Source organism: Pseudomonas sp. SIMBA_067, from assembly GCF_046534675.1.
Taxonomy (GTDB): domain Bacteria; phylum Pseudomonadota; class Gammaproteobacteria; order Pseudomonadales; family Pseudomonadaceae; genus Aquipseudomonas; species Aquipseudomonas putida.
Window position 1 is genome coordinate 150760 of sequence record NZ_JAWRYH010000004.1, and the last position, 17670, is coordinate 168429.

Sequence of the window (17670 nt, forward strand, 5' to 3'; positions counted from 1 at the left end):
ACCTCATGTCCCAAGCTTTTGATGCCAGCGCATTCCTGGCGACCTGCAGTGGTCGCCCGGGCGTTTACCGAATGTTCGACGCCGAAGCCCGGCTGCTTTACGTGGGCAAGGCCAAGAACCTCAAAAAACGCCTGGCCAGCTATTTTCGCAAAACCGGCCTGGCGCCCAAAACCGCCGCGCTGGTAGCCCGTATCGCCCAGGTTGAAACCACCATCACCGCCAACGAAACCGAGGCGTTGCTGCTGGAGCAGAACCTGATCAAGGAATGGCGGCCGCCGTACAACATCCTGCTGCGCGACGATAAATCCTACCCCTACGTGTTCCTGTCAGACGGCGAGTTCCCGCGGTTGGGCATTCACCGTGGGGCGAAGAAGGCCAAGGGCCGCTACTTTGGCCCATACCCCAGCGCCGGGGCCATCCGCGAAAGCCTCAGCCTGCTGCAAAAGGCCTTTTCGGTGCGCCAGTGCGAAGACAGCTACTACGCCAACCGCACCCGGCCGTGCCTGCAGTACCAGATCAAACGCTGCAAAGGGCCCTGCACCGACCTGGTCACCGCCGAGGAATACGCCGACGACGTGCGCCATTCGGTGATGTTCCTTGAAGGCCGTAGCCAGCAATTGGGCAACGAGCTGAATGCCGAGATGGAGAAGGCCGCCATGGCCCTCAATTTCGAAAAAGCCGCCGAGCTGCGCGACCAGATTGCCCTGTTGCGCCGCGTGCAGGACCAGCAGTACATCGAGGGCGGCAGCGGCGACGTCGATGTCATCGCCGCTTTCGTGAACCCAGGTGGTGCCTGCGTGCACCTGATCAGCGTCCGCGGCGGCAGGGTGCTGGGCAGCAAGAACTTCTTCCCGCAGGTGGGCATCGAGGAGGAGGTGGCCGAGGTCATGGCCGCATTCCTCTCCCAGTACTACCTGGGCAACGCAGAGCGCGAACTGCCCGGCGAGCTGATCGTCAACGTTGTTCACGAAGACTTCGACGCCATCACCGAAGCACTGCACACGCTGCGGGGCCGTGAACTGACCATCAGCCACCGGGTACGCGGCACGCGCGCCCGTTGGCAGCAGCTGGCAGTGACCAATGCCGAGCAGGCGCTGAATGCCCGCCTGGCAAACCGCCAGCACATGGCTGCACGCTTTGAGGGCTTGGCCGAAGTCCTAGGCCTGGACGAAGTGCCGCAGCGCCTGGAGTGCTACGACATCAGCCATTCCAGTGGCGAAGCCACCGTGGCCAGCTGCGTGGTATTCGGCCCCGAAGGCGCGCTCAAGTCCGACTATCGCCGCTTCAACATCGAAGGCGTCACGGCCGGCGATGACTACGCCGCCATGCACCAGGCCCTGACCCGCCGTTACGGGCGCATCAAGGACGGTGAGGGCAAGCTGCCTGACGTGTTGCTGGTGGACGGCGGCAAGGGGCAGCTGAACATGGCCCGCGATGTGATGCAGGAATTGGGCTTCACCGACCTGACCTTGCTCGGTGTAGCCAAGGGCGTAACCCGCAAGGCCGGTTTTGAAACCCTGTACCTGAACGACGTGCACCACGAGTTCACGCTGAAAGGTGATTCACCGGCCCTGCACCTGATCCAGCAGATCCGCGACGAAGCCCACCGTTTCGCCATTACCGGCCACCGCGCTCGCCGCGGCAAGGCCCGCCGGGTGTCCAGCCTGGAGGATGTAGCCGGGGTAGGGCCCAAGCGCCGGCGCGACCTGCTGAAACATTTCGGCGGCCTGCAGGAGCTCAACCGCGCCAGTGTCGATGAAATCGCCAAAGCCCCCGGCATCAGTAAAAAGCTTGCCGAGTCGATTTATGCCAGCCTGCATAGCGAGTAGAATGCCGGGCTCAACTTGCAGCCAGTCGTACCGATGAATATTCCAAACCTGCTCACCGTTCTACGCGTCCTGCTCATTCCGTGCTTCATTCTGCTGTTCTACATGCCCTATCACTGGAGCTACATGGCAGCCAGCAGCGTGTTTGCCGTTGCCGCCGCCACCGACTGGCTGGACGGCTACCTGGCGCGTCGCCTGCAGCAAAGCACGCCGTTCGGTGCCTTCCTCGACCCGGTGGCCGACAAGCTGATGGTGGCGGTGGCTTTGGTGCTGCTGGTGCAGACCCACGCCAACTTCTGGCTGACCCTGCCGGCGGCGGTCATCATCGGCCGCGAAATCGTGGTGTCGGCCCTGCGCGAGTGGATGGCCGAGCTGGGCGCGCGGGCGCACGTGGCGGTGTCCAACCTTGGCAAGTGGAAGACCGCGGCGCAGATGCTGGCGCTGGTGATCCTGCTGGCCAACCCGCCAGCGGTAACGTTCTGGGTCATTCTGGGCTACGGGCTGCTGCTGGTGGCGGCGGGGCTGACGCTGTGGTCGATGGTGCACTACCTGCTGGCCGCCTGGCCGCACCTGCGCGAAGGCTCCGAGCAGAAATAAACTTTTTTTGAATCAAGGGGTTGACGCTGTTTTAGAAATCGCTAGAATGGCACCCATCACGACGCGGGAATAGCTCAGTTGGTAGAGCACGACCTTGCCAAGGTCGGGGTCGCGAGTTCGAGTCTCGTTTCCCGCTCCAAATTCGATCCTCAGTGCGTCGCTGGGATCAAGAAAGAAGAGGCCATAGGGCCTCTTTTTTTATGCCTGCATTTTATTGATGTTCTCCTTTCTCAAGGCAAACACAAGCCCTGTAGCAGCAGCCTTGTGCTGCGAAGAGGTCATTGCAGCCGAAGATAATCTTCAGCCTTACCGGCCTCTTCGCAGCACAAGGCTGTTCCTACAGGTTGATGCGTTAGCCTGAGTGATGGTGCAAGACCGTTGCTCCGATAGCCCCGCGCAGGGTTGCCGGGCTATTTCAGAAAGTTCAGGTCCAGTGGGTAGTCCAGAATGATTCGGGTCTGGTCCAGGTCATTGGCGATTGCGCCGTAGTCGCCGCCCGTGCGCATCGACGCATGCAGCAGCCGCACGGAAAGGTTTTTCGCAGGCCCTGACTGCACCACGTATTTCACCCACAGGTCCCGTTCCCATTGCGACCCGTCGCGCACCGCCTCGAACCGTGTATAGGCACCCCCGGCATCGCGGCCATCGATATCGGTACCGCGTATGTAGCGCGCTGTGAAGCTCAGCCCAGGGACGCCAAAGACGGCAGCGTCCAGGTCGTAACGTGCGCTCCAGGCCCTTTCGTTGGGGCTGTTGAAGTCGCTGCCTTGTGAGGCCGCATCCAGTTCGATGTCGAAACTGTTCCATACATAGTCGAAAGGCTGGTCGCCATCGATGCGGGTATAGGCAACTTCGAACTTGTGACCACCCATTGCGTAGCCCACCCGGGCACTCCAGGCATCGTTGCGTATGTCGCCAAGCAGCGAGGTGCCGGTGTCGCGGGTGCGGTAGTAATTGGCGCCGGTATTGAACACGCCACCCACTTTCAACGGCACCCGGTATTCGATAGATGCAAATTGCTGGTTCCAGATATTGTCCAGTTCGGACCCGAACAGCTTGACCTTCACGTTGTCGAGGCCGGTGTAGATACCGCCGTAATAACTGACAAAGTCACTGTCGGCCTGGCGGCCACCGTACGCGGTACCCAGCTTGCCGCCGTGATTGGTGGCTGCCCGGTCGCTGCTGGAGGTGAAGCGCCCTGCATTGAGGGCCAGCCCTGCGAAGGTATGATCGGTGACGTTCCAGCCTCGCAGCGTTTGCGGCAGCAGGCGGATATCACCGTATTTGAGTACGGGTGAATCAGGGAAGTGGTCGCCATAGGCCAGTTCAGTGCTGCCAACGCGCATCTTTACCGCGCCACCGGCCTTGGCGTACTCATGCTTGGGGTCGCCCTGGTTGTCGCGCGCGACGATGCCGCCATTGCCGACACCGTCGCCAACCCGGCCTTTGCCACCGTCGAGCTTTATTGCGCCCATGTAATGCAAGTCTAGGCCGAACCCTACCAGCCCTTGGGTATAGCCGGAATTGAACTTGGCCAGCACACCTTGCGCCCATTCCTGGCGATAACTTTGCCGCTCACCGGCCGGGTTGAGGTAGCTGCCGTTGCGGTTGTCGGCGTTCCAGTAGAAGTTTCGCAAGCCGACCGTGGTGGTACTGTCTTCAATAAAACCATGGTCCGATTCTGCCGCGCAGGCAATCGAGCCAAACAGGCAGGCACTCGCGCCTGCCATCCCCAAGGTGAAAGTTTTGAACGACATGAAGACTTCCTTATTGCCAGATTCAAGAACGGCAGCGTGAAGATTTATTGTTATTGCCCCTGCGTCTGCGTCTGCGGCGGGCAGCCGGGGGCCTGATCGCTAACTTGCGGGTGCGGCAAGTTGCGCTCTTTATTGTTGTATTACTCGGTAGGCCGGGTTGCTCAAGGCAACCCGGAGCACATCGGTTTTTGCCTCAGGCAGTCATGCCGGCAAAGAAGCGCGAGGCATTTTCGTCCAGGGTTGCAATGTCGTAGCCACCTTCCTGGACCACCACGCAAGGCAGGCCCAGCGCCTTGATCCGCTGCCCAAGCAGGCGGAACCCTTCATGGCTGACGTGTACCTTGGACTGCGGGTCGTTTTCGTAGATGTCAAAGCCCAGCGACAGCACCAGCACGTCCGGGGCGAAGGCGCGCAGCGCCGTTGCCGCCTGGTCCATGCAGGCAAAGAAATCCGCTTCGCTGGCGCCATGGGCCATGGGCAGGTTCAGGTTGAAGCCAGCCCCTGCGCCGGCCCCGGTCTCATCATCGAAACCGGCGACCACCGGGTAGAAGTTGGTCGGGTCGCCATGAATCGACACGTACAACACATCGTCCCGCTCGTAGAAGATTTCCTGGATGCCTTGGCCGTGGTGCATGTCGGTGTCGAGCACTGCGACTTTGCCGAACTTGCCACGCAGCACCTGGGCGGCGATTGCGGCGTTGTTCAGGAAGCAGAAGCCACCTGCGGCTTCGGCGCGGGCATGGTGCCCTGGTGGCCGGCACAGGGCATAAGCGGCCTGGTCGCCTTCGATCACCGCATGTGCCGCGGCCACCGCGCTCTGCGCCGACCAGTAGGCGGCCTGCCAGGTGTGCTCGCCGATCGGGCAGCTGCCATCGGCCAGGTAGCGGGCTGTCTTGCCTAGGATGCCGCGCAAGGGGTTGCCTTCGCGGATGTAGATGTTGGACATCACCTCATCGCCCCAGTCTTCCGGCACTTCGTGCCACTGCTGGTAGGCGCTGCCCAGGTAGTCCAGGTACGCCTGGCCATGGACGGCCGCCAGCGGGGCGAGGCCGTGGTCGGCGGGTTCGAGCAGCGGGTAGCCGAGCTTTTCGACTACTGCCAGTAGCGGGTCGATGCGGGCCGGCACTTCCTGCGGTTGGCGCATCTGGCCACGCGACAGGTAGGAGCGGGGGTGGTGCAGGCGTTGAGCAGGATGGAAAAACGTTTTCATGAATCACCTCTTGGTAACGCGTGCGGTCAATAACCCAGTTCGGGATCGACCAGATTGTTCAGTCCCAGCCCGGCGCTCAGGCGCGACACGTTGTCGGCCACTTGCCGGGCGATGCACAGGTCGGACGCGGCCGACGCCATGTGCGGTGTCACCCACACGCCGGGCGTGTGCCACAGCGGCGAATCGGCAGGCAACGGCTCCTGTTCGAACACATCGAGCAATGCGCCGCGCAACTGCCCGCTGGCCAGCGCCTGGCGCAGGTCGTCCGGGTTGAGGTGCTGGCCACGACCACAGTTGATCAGGGCGCTGCCTTCGGCCATGTGCCGGAATACGGCATGGTTCAGTACGCCATGCGTGCTGGCGGTGAGGGGCAGCAGGTTGACCAGCACATCCAGCCCGGCGAGGAAGCCTTGCAGCGAAGCCGCGCCTGCGAAGGTGGTTACGCCATCGATCTGGCGCGGCGTGCGGGCCCAGCCGCACACGTCATAACCCGCCGCCGCCAGCCGCTGCGCCACCGGTGCGCCAATCGCGCCCAGGCCCATCACGCCAACCCGGAAATCCCCCGCCTTGCGCTGTACCGGGCGCTGCCAGTGCTGGCTGGCATTGCCGGCGATCACCCGGTCGAAGCCCCGGTGAAAGTGCAGCACGCCCCAATGCACGTACTCGCTCATGCCCTGGGTGTGGTCAGGGTCGACAACCCGGCACACGGGCAGCGACGCATCGCGTGAGCTGTCCTGCGCCAGGTGATCGATGCCCGAGCCGATCGAGTGCACCAGGCGCAGGTTCGGCAAGCGGCCAAGGCTACCTTCGGGCGGGAACCAGCACACGGCCACTTCGGCGTGCCTTGCGCCGGCATCTTCCGGGCGCAACACGTTCAGCTGCGGGGCGTGCTCGGTGAACAGCGCGGCCAGCCAGTCAGTCAGCGCCGGGTTCTGGCAAAGCAATACGAGGCTGGCCATGTCAGCTGCACCACTCGCTGCGCTGCGCGTCGATCAGGCTGAGCGCGGCCTGCCAGGCCATGTCGATGATGCCGTCGATGCCATCGCGCCCGAACTGTGCGGCGGTGTGCCGGCACACTTCCTCGCTGGGGATGTTCAACGCCACGCCGGCAGACATCGCCTGGATTTGAGCCTGGCAAGCGCGCTCCAGGAAATAGATCTCGTGGAACGCTGCCGCCACGTTGCTACCTGCGGCGAGCAGCCCATGGTTGCGCAGGATCATCGCCTTGTGCGCGCCAAGGTCGGCGACCAGCCGTTCGCGTTCTTCCAGTGACAGCGCGATGCCTTCGTAGGTGTGATACGCCAGGTTGCCGTAGAACTTCAGCGCGTGCTGGGTCAGTGGCAGCAGGCCGTCACGATGTGCTGCCACCGCCATGCCCGCTGCCGTGTGGGTGTGGATGATGCAGTGCAGGTCCGGGCGCGCCTCGTGGATCGCCGAGTGGATGACAAAGCCGGCCGCATTGACCTTGCCGCCGTTGAAATGGCTGTCGACCACGTTGCCGTCCAGGTCGATCAGCACCAGGTCGCTGGCGCGCATCTTCTCGAATGCCACGCCATAGCGGTTGATCAGGAAGTGCCGGTCAGGCCCGGGTACACGCAGGGTGATGTGCGTGTCGATCAGGTCGGTCATGCGGTAGTAGGCGATCAGGCGATACAGCGCAGCCAGCTCGCAGCGCGATTGCCATTCGGTCTCTGGCATGTTGTGAGGCTTGCTCATCAGGCGATTCCTTGCGAAGTGGAGAGGGCGACCGGCCTGGCGCTGGCGTTGCGCAGGTGCGAGAGCCCCAGCACGCCGGCCAGCGACATCAAGGCCAGCACGCTGAAGAACAGCGCCAACGGTACCCATTGCCCGGCGAACTGGCCGGCAACGAACGTGCCCAGCATTGGCGTGAGGCCACCGGTCAGGCCGCTGCCCAACTGGTAGGCGATGGAAATGCCCGAGTAACGGACCCGGGCCGGGAACGCTTCGGCCATGTAGCCGGCAATTACCGCATACAGTGCCGACAGCATGACCACGGCCAGGGCGATGCCGGCCGTCATGTAGATCACATTGCCGGTTTGCACCAGCAGGAACATCGGGTACGGCACCACCATGCACAGTGCAGCGACCCAGGTCAGGAAACGCCCTTCGCCCAGGCGCTCGGCGAGCATGGCCGAACAGGGTTGTGAGAGAAACTGCAGGATGGTGACCACGAACAGGCAATCGAGAATGGTGGTCTTGGCGATGCCCTGATACTGGGTGACGTAGGTGATCATGAAGGTGTTGGTGAAGAAGAACCCGCCGGAGCCGATGGTTACGGCCAGGGCTGCGAAGACGATGTTCCGCCAGTGGTTGCGCAACACTTCGCGCACTGGGTTGTCGCTGGTCTGGTCGCTGTCCTTGACCTCGGCAAACTCTGGTGACTCCGGCACGCCGAAGCGGATCAGCAAACCGACGATCATCAGCAGCCCGCTCATCAGGAACGGAATACGCCAGCCCCAGCTCATCAGGTCTTCCGTCTCCATTGCAGTGATGAAGCGGAAGGCGATCAGCGCCAGCAGCAGGCCCGCCGGGCTACCCCACTGGGCAAACGAGGCGAAGAACACCTTGCGGCCCTTGGGCGCATGCTCGCTGGCCATCAGCACCGCGCCGCCCCATTCGCCACCGACCGAGATGCCTTGTAGCAGGCGCAGGAATATCAGGCCGATGGGGGCCCAGATACCGGCCTGTGCGTAGGTCGGCAGCAGGCCGATGCAGGTGGTGGCCACGCCCATCAGCACAATCGTGACCAGCAGCATTTTCTTGCGCCCCAGGCGATCGCCCAGGTGGCCGAACACCATGCCGGCGAACGGCCGTGCGATAAAGCCCACGGCAAAGCTGCCAAACGCGGCCATGGTGCTGAGCATCGGGTTTTCGCTGGGGAAGAACAGCTGCCCGAGCACCAGGGCTGCGGCGAAGGCGTAGATGTAGAAATCATAGAATTCGATGGTGGTGCCAATAAAGGCAGCCGCCGCGGCACGACGCGGGGTGGGGGTATTGCTCTTCATCTGAGGCTCCTGGGCGTCATTGTTATAGGCAGGAGAAGGAGAGCCCTGCACGGGCAGGGCAAAGGCACTCTGGCGGTGCGTTGCTAGATGTTGAGCCAAGTCCTATGCTAGGAAAAGCTTCTAATTTAAATACTCAAGTATAAGACCAACAAATAATGACGCCGACATCGACGCCCCCGGCAAGAGACCCGGAAGCCAAGCGTTTCCTCAACGACCGCCTTGACTGGAACCTGTTGCGGACGTTTCTGGTAATCGGCCAGGAGGGCAGCATCAGCCGGGCTGCGGCACGCCTGCACCTAAGCCAGCCGGCCGTCAGCCAGGCGCTGAGGCGCCTGGAGGAGCAACTGGACAGTGCCTTGGTGGTACGTCGTGGGCCACGCATCAACCTGTCACAGGCGGGGGAGGAGGTGATGCAGATCGCGGCCGAGCTGTACGGCACGGTCTCGCGCCTGGGGCCTGCGCTGGACAGCCCGGCCGAGACAGTGACGGGCAAGATCCGCCTGCTGAGCATCAGCCGCATCCAGTCCCGTGCCTACGACGACTTCCTGGCGCAGTTTCACAGTGACTACCCGCAGGTGGAACTGGAAATCGATGTGCTGCGCAGTTCGGATGTGGTCAGTGGCCTGTTGCAGAAGACCGCATCATTCGGTTTGAGCCTGTGTCGCACACCCCAGCCAAGGCTGGAGCAACGGGTGCTGCTCGAACAGCGCTACGCGTTTTTCTGTGGCAAGCGCCATCGTTTTTTTGGTCGCAAGAACCTGACCGTCGCGGACCTTCAAGGCGAGAACTTTGTCAGCTTCACCAGTGACCAGATGGGCGGTAACCTGTCGCCGCTTACGGTGTTTCGCGATCAGCAGGGCTTTACCGGGCGCATTGTCGCGTCGTCTCCGAGCCTGGATGAAATTCTTCGGCTGGTGGGGGCTGGTTATGGCATCGGCTGCCTGCCGGAGCACATTGTTGCGGCGGATGTGCTGGCCAACGAGCTCTGGCGTCTGCCGCCATGGGACGGGGTGATCGATGTGAACGTGTACCTGCTCTGGAACCGCGAGCAGAAGTTGACTCAGGCCGAGTCGATATTCTTGGAGCGGTTCCAGCAGATGCTCATGACCACAGACCCGGTCGAGCGGTTTTAATTGGCATACAGAGGCGTGCGGTAGATCGTTATGGTCCCGATTACACCGCTCCTAGAAAAGGTTCGCAAGCTCAATGGCAAAGTAGATGAGTTTGTTGGAAGCATCGAAGCTCTGCCCTCCATGATTACGAGATGCAGCACTAATATGAAACATCCACTTCGCTACCTAGGATGATCAGGGGTCGCTAGCTGGATCACTGATCCTGCCACAACTAGGGATAGGAATTTGAACCCGCCGACGATCTCAATAGACCTCCCGAGGCCAGCAGAAACGGGTATTCTCGCCCTAGCGGATGTCCTGTATATTCTTTACACGCTAGGACTTCCCTAAATTTGCCCTTAGAAATCTCGTATCTGGAGCATGCGCATGGATGACCAAGCCTCAACCACAGCCGACACCCTTGAGCTGTTGCATCTGAACCAAGTCGCCATCAGAGCAGCTCTGGAGGAGCTCTCGCTGTGGGTGAGCCATCGCGGCTCAGTCCACATACATGAGAACGTCATGGCTGCGCTAGCGACTCTTGATATCCATTCTGAGGCGATCTCAGCCGGGGTAGAACGCCTGCGGGCGTGAGCGATCCAAAGTATAGAGGTGGTCTAGCACATCGAGCCCATCAGTGATTGGTTCAAATTCACTCGCTTCGGGGGGGCACGGCTTTTGGCGGGGGGTCGCCCGGATATCTTTCTAAGCTAGGTTCCGACGATCCGCGATAGTTATCAGAGCCGCAGACTGGTGTGCAATATGATATACCCGATTTGCACGTCGCAGCACTTGAAACTGCACCCGGAAGTCCAAATCCTAGAGGGCATAAAAGGTCACTTATGGACGTGCGTAGGTGGCAGAGCACGTCGAATAGTTATCTGTTTTGAAGTGCGTGGGTTGAACCTTAAAGCACGCATTGGTAATTTAGCCAATGTCCTAAGTGTGAACCGCTAAAATGCAATTATTACGTTGACGTTGGCACACTAGAGGCTCGCATTGGTTTGGCACTATCTGATCGATCCTCTGGTGCAACATTGGCTGTTGGTGAGGCCCGCTGAAAATCAGCTTGAGCAAACAGAAAGCCCGCATTTTTTGTTCGGTAACGAATAGACAGATGACAGCGCCTACTGTTGATTGCGTGACTGGATGCTCGAGAACTTCGAATGAGAGGCTTGACCCCAATATGCAACCAGCCCTGCAGTGCAGGGTTTAATCATACTGAGTGACGCGCCAAGTAGTGTATCTATGAGAAAGCCTCATCGGTAAGCCTCCCAAAGTTTTGCCTAATCCTCGGCAGAATTTAGCCGGATTCGGTTCAAAGATGTGATCGGGCTCGCGCGGCGGGCCATCGCCTGCACGGGCTTCGCTTCACAATTGGAGTGCGTAGCTCAGGCCCAGAAGCCAAGCAGCACCAACGCCGCCACGCCAAGCCCAACCGCAACCGAACAGCCGCCCAGCGACAGCGCTGCCCGGCCTTGCCGGTACCAGCCGTCATGGCCCAGTTGCCGTGCCGGCGCCAGCAGGCTGCGCCAGCGCAGTTCCGTTTCGTGAAACGCCTGCAGGTTCGCCGTATCCGCATCCAGCCAGCGACGAAAGTCTATCCGTTCGCAAGCCGTCACCTGTGGGCTCTGCAAGCGCACATACCATTGCCCTGCAACGCTCGACAGCACATCACGACGCGAGCGACCGGCCTGCAGCGCCTGGTCCATGTTCCGCTCGATGCTCGCCAGGGGCAGGTCGAGGCGGGCGGCGATGGTGGCGAAATCCAACTGGTCGAGGCGGTTGAGCAGGAATACTTGCTGCACGCGGCGGGGCAGCCGCTTCAGGGCATGCAGCAGGGCGTGGTCAGCATCGTCTTCGGCAACAGGCGTTGGGTGTTCAAGCGGCAGTAGCAGACGGGTCATGGACAGCTCCTTGCTTGAAGGGGAGGGGTGGGGGGCATCTTCCTTGATGCGAGACCAGCGTAGGCGAAACGAGATTGATTCTCAAGTGCTGATTCCGCAAAGTTTTGTAATGAGCGTTCACGCCCTGAAACACCTTTGCTATCATGCGCGCCATCACGATCTTCATTAGCCTGAAGAGCAAAAAAAAAGACCCGGCAAAAAGCCGGGTCAAAAACCGTGATTAGCCTGATGAGGAGATAATCTGAGAGCGACCTAAGCTCCAGATTATCCAGCAGATCTCGCGATCAGCTGAGTGCAATAATAATCGTTATCATTTGCCAGTCAAATGAATTTTCGCTAATTCGGTAAAAAAGTTTTACCGATGCGCTTCCTTGTCCCGGCAGTCGGGGCCTCTGCCGTTCGCGGCCATCACGTTCTCTCCCTCCTTTTTACTCAGAAATCCGGATCTGCGGCGCGCTTGTGCTCCAGCAGGGCGCGGGCCATGTCCATCATGTGCATCAACGCGTAGGTCAGCTCGCGCTGGCTGCCGTGCTGGTGGCTGGCGGTTTCCTGCGCTGTAGCGGCTGCGCAGCGCAGCAGGGCGATGGCGTGCTCCCGGGCCTGGTCGCCGGTGACGCTCTCGTGCAGGGCCCAGATCTTGTTGTCGAGGGTCGGGCGCTGCGGCTTGGGGTTGAGGTAGTAGTCGAGGGCGCGGCGGGCGGCTTCGCTGTCGAGATCTGTTTCGTCGTTTTTCGGTGGTTTCATCGCGATACCTTGTGATTTCCCTTCAAACACAATGGAATCAGAGGATAGGTCAATCTGTACTGACTATGCTCAAATAAATAATTCAGATTGTGTATTGCTGCGGATAATACAGTCCGTATTGTTTCCGCTCATGGAAAACTGGAACGCATTTCTCAAGCGCTACAAGCGCGAACACAACCTCAGCCAGCTGAAGCTGGCCGAACGGCTGGGCATGACTCAGGGTGGCGTGGGTCATTGGCTACGTGGCACGCGGCGGCCGACGCTGGAAACCATCAACGAAAAGCTCGAGAAACTTGGCCTGGTGTTTCTGGAGGCACAAGTCATGGTGGTAGAGCGTGACATCTTGCGCGAAGCCCCTGGGCGCTATGCGGTCGAGCAGCCGGTATCAGCCCAAGCGCTGCTTTATGCAAGCTTCCGCTTCCCGGTTCTGACCTGGGCTGACTTGCAGGGGCCTTTGCCTGAAGCGGGCAAATGCCACGAACAGACGGATTACATGCCCGCAGGCAATGCGTTCTGGCTAGTGGTGGAAAACGACTCGATGAATGCAGCCAGTGGCAAGAGCGTGCCTGAGGGCATGCGAGTGCTGGTGGACACGGGGCTGCAGGCAGAACCCGGCAGGTTGGTGATTGCGCGGCAGCCGGGGCGGCCTGCAGTGTTGCGGCAGTTGGTCGAGGAAGGTGGAGACAAGATGCTCAAGCCGCTGAATACGCGCTATCCGACAATCCTGTGTGAAGAGGGCTGCGAGTTCCTGGGGGTGGTCGTGCGGGTGCATGGGGCCTTTTGAATGGGTTTGAGTCATTGATGTTGTTTGAATGGGCACGTCTTGGTTGTTGTGTCGTCCTCAAGATCGAGCGCCGCCCGCGCGGCGCATCGCGAGCTGCGCTCGCTCCTACGTTTGTTTCTGGCCAGTAACGGCTGTGAGGAACGCGCGCGAACGCCTTGTTTGTACGACGCGATATCGAGCCATGCGCCAAAGCGTACGCGCGCAAATCTCGCAGGATTAATTGGCCCGAAACAAACGTAGGAGCGAGCGCAGCTCGCGATGCGCCGCGCGGGCGGCGCTCGATCTCCGGGGCACCGCCAAACTCAAGCCAACCGCCCCGACCTCACTCAGCCAGTTCGACCAGCACCGTCCCTTCGCTGACCATATCCCCTTCCTGGCAGAACAACGCCTTCACCGTCCCTCCATGCGGCGCACGAATGCTGTGTTCCATCTTCATGGCCTCCAGCACTACCAGCGCTGTACCGGCTTCAACCACCTGCCCCGGCTCGACCAGAACCCGCACGATGCTACCGTTCATGGGCGCACCCAGGCCGCCTTGATGACCATGGCTGGCCTCGGCTTCGGCAATCGGGTCGAAGGCCTGAATGGCGTGCATCTCGCCATCCCAGTGCAGGTACAGGGTGCCACCGCGGCGGATCGCCAAATGCTGGCGGCGCACACCTGCCTGATCGTGCACCAGTTGCTCACCCGCTAGCTGCCAGGTGGACGCAGCGCTGCGCTCCAGGGCAACCGCCTGGTCCTGCCCGGCGCTTGCCAGATGCAGGCTGCTGCGTGCCGGCAGGCCCAAACGCAGGCCGTTGTGCGCACCCCACGGCGAACTGCGGTCGTCATCACGCTTATGCCCGGGCTGCCCCTGCAGCCAGGCTTCGGCTGCCGCTTCCCAGAAGCCCGCCGGCAGCGCCTGGGGCGCCGGCAGCAACACATCCTGGTGGCGGGGAATGAAGCCGGTGTCCAGCTCTGCCGCCGCAAACGCCGGGTGGGCGAGAATGCGGCGCAGGAAAGCAATGTTGGTCTTTACCCCGCCAATGGCGAACTCGTCGAGCATGGCCAGCAAGCGCAGGCGCGCTTGTTCGCGGTTTTCACCCCAGGCAATCAGCTTGCCGAGCATCGGGTCGTAGAAGGGCGACACCACGTCGCCTTCGCTGACCCCGCTGTCCACCCGCCGGCCTTCGCCTGGCGCCGACTCACGGTACAGCGCAAGCGTGCCGGTCGCGGGCAGGAACTCGTTGGCCGGGTCTTCGGCATACAGCCGCACTTCGATGGCATGGCCAATCAGCGGCACCTGTTCCTGGGTGATCGGTAGTTGCTCGCCGCAGGCCACGCGAATCTGCCAGGCCACCAGGTCCAGGCCGGTGATGGCCTCGGTGACCGGATGTTCCACTTGCAGGCGGGTGTTCATCTCCATGAAGAAGAACTCGCCACGGGCATCGAGCAGAAACTCCACGGTGCCGGCACCCACATAGCCGATAGCCTGGGCGGCACGCACCGCCGCTTTGCCCATGGCCCGGCGCAGTTCGGGCGACAGGCCGGGGGCAGGGGCTTCTTCGACCACTTTCTGGTGGCGGCGCTGAATCGAGCAGTCGCGTTCGTTGAGGTACAGGCAGTTGCCGTGCTGGTCGGCAAATACCTGGATTTCGACGTGACGCGGCTTGAGCACATACTTTTCCACCAGCATGCGCGCATCGCCGAACGACGACTGCGCCTCACGCTGGGCCGAGGCCAGGGCGTCGGCCAGCTGGCTTTCTTCCTCGACCACTTTCATGCCCTTGCCGCCGCCGCCGGCGCTGGCCTTGAGCAGCACCGGGTAGCCGATGCGTTCGGCGGCGGCACGGAAGGTGTCCAGGTCCTGGGCTTCGCCGTGATAGCCCGGCACCAGCGGCACGCCAGCGGCGTCCATCAGCGCCTTGGCCGCCGACTTGCTGCCCATGGCGTCGATGGCGGTGGCAGGTGGGCCAAGGAAGATCAGCCCGGCCTGTTCGATAGCGCGGGCGAAGCCAGCGTTCTCCGACAGAAAACCATAGCCCGGGTGAATCGCCTGGGCACCGCTGGCCTTGGCAGCGGCCAGCAGCTTGTCGACCAGCAGGTAGCTTTCGGCGGCCTTGGTGCCGCCCAGGTCGACGCGGATATCCGCTTCGCGGCTGTGCCGGGCGTCACGGTCGGTGGCGCTGTGCACGGCAACAGTGGTCAGGCCCATGGCCTTGGCGGTGCGCATTATCCGGCAGGCGATTTCGCCACGGTTGGCGACCAGCAGGGTGGTCAAAGCGGGGCGGCTCATGGGCGCGGTTCCTTCTTGTCATCGGTTTGCCAGGCGGGGCGGCGTTTTTCCAGGAAAGCGCGCAGGCCCTCCTGGCCTTCGGCGCTGACGCGGATGCGGGCGATGGTGTTCTCGCAGTAGCGGCGCAGGGCCGGGCTGAGTTCGCCGTCGTCCACTTCGCGCAGCAAGTCCTTGGTGGCGCGCAACGCTTGCGGGCTGTTCTGCAGCAGGTTGTTCACCCACGCTTCGACCTGGGCGTCCAGCTCACTGGCCGGGTACACCTCGGCCAGCAGGCCCAGCTCGCGGGCCCGTATGCCGCTGAAACGCTCGGCAGTGAGGGCATAGCGGCGCGCGGCGCGTTCACCAATCGCCTTGACCACGAACGGGCTGATGACTGCGGGCGCCAAGCCAATGCGGACTTCCGACAGGCACAACTGGGCGTCTTCGGCGCCGATGGCCATGTCACAGCAGCTGATCAGGCCCAGCGCGCCGCCAAAGGCTGCACCTTGGACCACGGCCAGGGTAGGCGCCTTGAGGCGGTGCAGGGCGTACATCAGCTCGCCCAGTTCGTGGGCATCATCCAGGTTGGTGTTGAAGTCCAGCTGCGCCGACTGCTGCATCCAGGCCAGGTCGGCGCCGGCGCTGAAGTGCCGGCCACGGCCGCGCAGCAGCACAAAGCGCAGGCCGGCGTCTTCGGCCAGGCGGTCGATGGCCACGATCAGCTCGCGGATCATCTGTGCGTTGAAGGCGTTGTTCTTGTCCTCGCGGCTCAGCCACAGGGTGGCGAAGCCGCGTGGGTCACGGATCACTTCAAGGGTGCTGAAATCGCTCATGGGTCACATCCGGAAAATGCCGAAGCGGCTCTGTTCGATCGGTGCGTTCAGCGCGGCAGACAACGCCAGGCCAAGTACATCGCGGGTTTGTGCCGGGTCGATGACACCGTCGTCCCACAGGCGGGCGCTGGAATAGTAGGGGTGGCCCTGGTGCTCGTACTGGTCGAGGATCGGTTGCTTGAGCCTGGCCTCGTCCTCGGCACTGAAGGGCTGGCCGCTGCGCTCGCTTTGCTCGCGCTTGACCTGCGCCAGCACGCCAGCGGCCTGTTCGGCACCCATCACGCCAATGCGCGCGTTGGGCCACATCCACAGGAAGCGTGGGTCGTAGGCGCGGCCGCACATGCCGTAGTTGCCGGCGCCAAAGCTGCCGCCAATGATCACCGTGAACTTCGGCACCTGGGCACAGGCCACGGCGGTGACCAGCTTGGCGCCGTGCTTGGCGATGCCGCCTTCTTCGTACTTCTTGCCCACCATGAAGCCGGTGATGTTTTGCAGGAACAGCAGCGGGATGCCACGCTGGCAGGCCAGCTCGATGAAGTGCGCGCCTTTTTGCGCGGCTTCGGCGAACAGGATGCCGTTGTTGGCCAGGATCGCCACCGGGTAGCCATGCAGGTGGGCGAAGCCGCACACCAGGGTGGTGCCGAACAGGGCTTTGAACTCATCGAACACCGAGCCATCGACCAGCCGCGCGATCACTTCACGCACGTCGAACGGTTGCTTGGCATCGGCTGGCACCACGCCATACAGCTCGTCGGCGGCATACAGCGGCGCCACCGGGGCCAGGCGCTGCAGCTTGCCCAGCTTGTGCCAGTTGAGGTTGGCCACGCTGCGCCGGGCGATGGCCAAGGCGTGCTCGTCGTTATCCGCGTAGTGGTCGGCCACGCCGCTGGTGCGGCAATGCACATCGGCGCCACCCAGGTCTTCGGCGCTCACCACTTCACCTGTAGCGGCCTTTACCAGCGGCGGCCCGGCGAGGAAGATGGTCGCCTGCTGGCGCACCATGATCGCTTCGTCGGCCATGGCCGGTACGTAGGCGCCGCCAGCTGTGCACGAGCCCATCACCACGGCGATCTGGGGGATGCCCTGGGCGCTCATGTTGGCCTGGTTGAAGAAGATCCGCCCGAAATGCTCGCGGTCGGGGAACACTTCGTCCTGGCGCGGTAGGTTGGCGCCGCCCGAATCCACCAGGTAGATGCACGGCAGGCGGTTCTGCTGGGCGATGGTTTGCGCACGCAGGTGCTTCTTCACCGTCAGCGGGTAGTACGAACCGCCTTTGACCGTGGCGTCGTTGGCCACGATCATGCATTCCACGCCTTCGACGCGGCCGATGCCGGCGATCACGCCAGCGGCGGGCACGTCTTCGCCGTATACCTCATGCGCAGCCAGCTGGCCGATTTCGAGGAATGGCGAGCCCGGGTCCAGCAGGCGGTCGATGCGTTCGCGCGGCAGCAGCTTGCCACGCGACGTGTGCCGTTCCTGGGCTTTGGGCCCGCCGCCCTGTGCCACCTGGGCGAGCAGGCCGCGCAGGGCCTGAACCTGTTCGAGCATGGCCGCGCTGTTGCCGGCGAACTCCGCCGAACGCGGGTTGATCTGGGTGTGCAAGGTAGCCATGTGCGCCCG

15 protein-coding genes and 1 tRNA gene are annotated in these 17670 nt (G+C 62.3%); 6 read left to right on the forward strand and 10 right to left on the reverse strand.

Going from position 1 to position 17670, the window contains the following annotated elements:
* Positions 1-5: 5 nt before the first annotated feature.
* The 3 genes from uvrC to SB765_RS11215 all read left to right on the forward strand — a co-directional run bounded on the left by uvrC (position 6) and on the right by SB765_RS11215 (position 2562).
* Positions 6-1829 (forward strand): excinuclease ABC subunit UvrC, encoded by a 1824-nt coding sequence (gene uvrC / locus SB765_RS11205; protein ID WP_410931323.1) that lies wholly within the window; start codon positions 6-8, stop codon positions 1827-1829.
* 33 nt (positions 1830-1862) lie between these two features.
* The gene (gene pgsA / locus SB765_RS11210; protein ID WP_016498771.1) at positions 1863-2423 is read left to right on the forward strand and encodes a CDP-diacylglycerol--glycerol-3-phosphate 3-phosphatidyltransferase; all 561 of its coding nucleotides are present in this window, start codon (positions 1863-1865) and stop codon (positions 2421-2423) included.
* A 63-nt stretch (positions 2424-2486) separates the two neighbouring features.
* Positions 2487-2562: transfer RNA gene (locus tag SB765_RS11215), tRNA-Gly, on the forward strand.
* A 271-nt stretch (positions 2563-2833) separates the two neighbouring features.
* Here SB765_RS11215 and SB765_RS11220 read toward each other — a convergent pair.
* From SB765_RS11220 to SB765_RS11240, 5 genes are all read right to left on the reverse strand, one after another.
* Complete coding sequence (locus SB765_RS11220; protein WP_410931324.1) at positions 2834-4180, reverse strand: OprD family porin; 1347 nt, start codon at positions 4178-4180, stop codon at positions 2834-2836.
* Positions 4181-4373: 193 nt separating this feature from the next.
* Positions 4374-5390, reverse strand: a complete 1017-nt coding sequence (locus tag SB765_RS11225; protein WP_410931325.1) for a histone deacetylase family protein — start codon at positions 5388-5390, stop codon at positions 4374-4376.
* Positions 5391-5416: 26 nt separating this feature from the next.
* Positions 5417-6349: a 2-hydroxyacid dehydrogenase gene (locus tag SB765_RS11230; protein ID WP_410931326.1), complete on the reverse strand. Its 933-nt coding sequence runs from the start codon at positions 6347-6349 to the stop codon at positions 5417-5419.
* Position 6350: 1 nt separating this feature from the next.
* Positions 6351-7106: a class II aldolase/adducin family protein gene (locus SB765_RS11235; RefSeq protein WP_410931327.1), complete on the reverse strand. Its 756-nt coding sequence runs from the start codon at positions 7104-7106 to the stop codon at positions 6351-6353.
* Positions 7106-8416, reverse strand: a complete 1311-nt coding sequence (locus tag SB765_RS11240; protein WP_341796284.1) for an MFS transporter — start codon at positions 8414-8416, stop codon at positions 7106-7108. Before SB765_RS11240 ends, SB765_RS11235 begins: the two co-directional genes overlap by 1 nt.
* Positions 8417-8571: 155 nt before the next feature.
* On the opposite strand from SB765_RS11240, the gene SB765_RS11245 reads away from it, so the two are divergent.
* Together SB765_RS11245 and SB765_RS11250 are read left to right on the forward strand one after the other, a co-directional pair.
* A complete protein-coding gene (locus SB765_RS11245) occupies positions 8572-9549 on the forward strand; it encodes a LysR family transcriptional regulator (RefSeq protein ID WP_341796283.1) in 978 nt (325 codons plus the stop codon).
* 366 nt (positions 9550-9915) lie between these two features.
* Positions 9916-10122, forward strand: coding sequence for a hypothetical protein (locus tag SB765_RS11250; protein WP_241799429.1), 207 nt, complete (start codon positions 9916-9918; stop codon positions 10120-10122).
* A 797-nt stretch (positions 10123-10919) separates the two neighbouring features.
* On the opposite strand, the gene SB765_RS11255 is transcribed toward SB765_RS11250, so the two are convergent.
* Together SB765_RS11255 and SB765_RS11260 are read right to left on the reverse strand one after the other, a co-directional pair.
* Positions 10920-11435, reverse strand: coding sequence for a DUF4880 domain-containing protein (locus SB765_RS11255; RefSeq protein ID WP_410931328.1), 516 nt, complete (start codon positions 11433-11435; stop codon positions 10920-10922).
* A gap of 432 nt (positions 11436-11867) precedes the next feature.
* Entirely contained in the window at positions 11868-12179 is a 312-nt protein-coding gene (locus SB765_RS11260) for a DUF6124 family protein (RefSeq protein WP_341796281.1), read from the reverse strand.
* Between the two features lie 130 nt (positions 12180-12309).
* Here SB765_RS11260 and SB765_RS11265 point away from each other — a divergent pair, with 130 nt between their 5' ends.
* Complete coding sequence (locus tag SB765_RS11265) at positions 12310-12963, forward strand: LexA family protein (RefSeq protein WP_049276622.1); 654 nt, start codon at positions 12310-12312, stop codon at positions 12961-12963.
* Between the two features lie 322 nt (positions 12964-13285).
* Here the strand turns inward: SB765_RS11265 and SB765_RS11270 are convergent, their stop codons facing one another.
* The 3 genes from SB765_RS11270 to SB765_RS11280 are packed head-to-tail and all read right to left on the reverse strand — an operon-like array spanning position 13286 to position 17661.
* The gene (locus SB765_RS11270; protein WP_410931329.1) at positions 13286-15238 is read right to left on the reverse strand and encodes an acetyl/propionyl/methylcrotonyl-CoA carboxylase subunit alpha; all 1953 of its coding nucleotides are present in this window, start codon (positions 15236-15238) and stop codon (positions 13286-13288) included.
* Entirely contained in the window at positions 15235-16050 is an 816-nt protein-coding gene (locus SB765_RS11275) for a gamma-carboxygeranoyl-CoA hydratase (RefSeq protein WP_410931330.1), read from the reverse strand. The genes SB765_RS11270 and SB765_RS11275 overlap by 4 nt, the downstream gene beginning before the upstream one ends.
* 3 nt (positions 16051-16053) lie before the next feature.
* A complete protein-coding gene (locus SB765_RS11280) occupies positions 16054-17661 on the reverse strand; it encodes a carboxyl transferase domain-containing protein (RefSeq protein WP_016498805.1) in 1608 nt (535 codons plus the stop codon).
* Between the last annotated feature and the right edge of the window lie 9 nt (positions 17662-17670).